Origin of the sequence: Anabaena sp. WFMT (assembly GCF_051781005.1) — a bacterium.
Taxonomy (GTDB): Bacteria; Cyanobacteriota; Cyanobacteriia; order Cyanobacteriales; family Nostocaceae; genus Anabaena.
In genome coordinates this window covers 1-1,225 of the sequence record NZ_JBPWOA010000049.1, presented here as the reverse complement: position 1 = coordinate 1,225, position 1,225 = coordinate 1, and the positions used below count along the sequence as shown (strand labels likewise).

Annotated in this window: 1 protein-coding gene; it reads right to left on the bottom strand. The window is 36.4% G+C overall.

Going from position 1 to position 1,225, the window contains the following annotated elements:
* A partial coding sequence (locus ACSQ6I_RS24675; RefSeq protein WP_438892873.1) for an O-linked N-acetylglucosamine transferase family protein occupies window positions 1-1,225 on the bottom strand: 1,225 nt, incomplete at both ends.

The window sequence follows — 1,225 nt, the reverse complement described above, 5'->3', positions numbered from 1 at the left end:
ACATTTGCTGATAAGCTTGCTCCATTTCACGGGTGAACTGTTTACCATTCCAAAGGGGTGCAGTTTGACGTGACTTTAATAATTTCCAGTGAATTTCTTTTCTCAAATCAGCATCTTTTCCTAAACACACACCCCACTCTATATACTCTTCATCACTCCAAGCAATACCTTCACTAATACCCGCATTCACCATCATTGTATAACTATTGCGGGATGAAAATTGCTCTCCCACTTTCGTGACTAAAGGTACACCCACCCATAAAGTTTCCATAGTTGTAGTTGCACCATTATAGGGATAGGTATCTAAAACAATATCGGCAATTTGTAAATTAGCGCGATGGATGGCTGATGAGGGTACTTTATTCAAAAAACGTAATCTTTCCTTACTTACTCCCTCTGCTTCTGCAATTTGTTCAAAAAATTCTCTCACCACTCCTACATCTTTATTAATATCCTTGATGAGAAAGTAGCTATTGGGTACTTGTTTGAGAATTTTCATTTGTAACCGCACATTATCAGGGTTACGCTTATAACCTGCTTGGGCGCTAAAGTAAATAACTGCATCATCAGGAATTTCTAAATCTTTCCTGGTTAAAGTTGGTACACCAATTTCAAAACCATCAACTGCTAAATAAGTATTTGGTAAACGCCAAATTTTTTCACTGTAATATTCTTGGGCATATTCTGGTAAAACATAATTATCAGCAATATAGTAATCAATAGCAGGTATACCAGAAGCATCCCAGCCTAACCATGTTACTTGAATTGGGGCTGGTTTTAATGCGATCGCTTCACAGCTAATATCCGCAGTCATACTATCAAGATCAACTAAGATATCAATTTCATCTTGATGAATTTGTTCGGCAATTTCTATCCCATCCCGACCTAATTTTCTGACATGATCTGAATTTTGCTCATACCAATCTTGCAGAAAATCATGAATATGAAAACGGTAAGTAGCAAAATAAGTATAAATTTCAAACTCTTCTCTATTATGATGTTGATATAACCATCTGGCTAACCAACCTACTGAATGTTCTCGCAAACAATGGGAAAGATAACCTATTTTTAGTTTTTTCTTGGGTGCTTTTATTCTTTGAGCATTAGCGAGAGAGTAACGGTTATATTTTTCTTGGGCATAAAATTGAATGCTAGTTTGACATAATTTAACAATCTCATTATGCAAAAAGCGATTTTGTCGAGCCGCATCACGCAGATAGGGCAG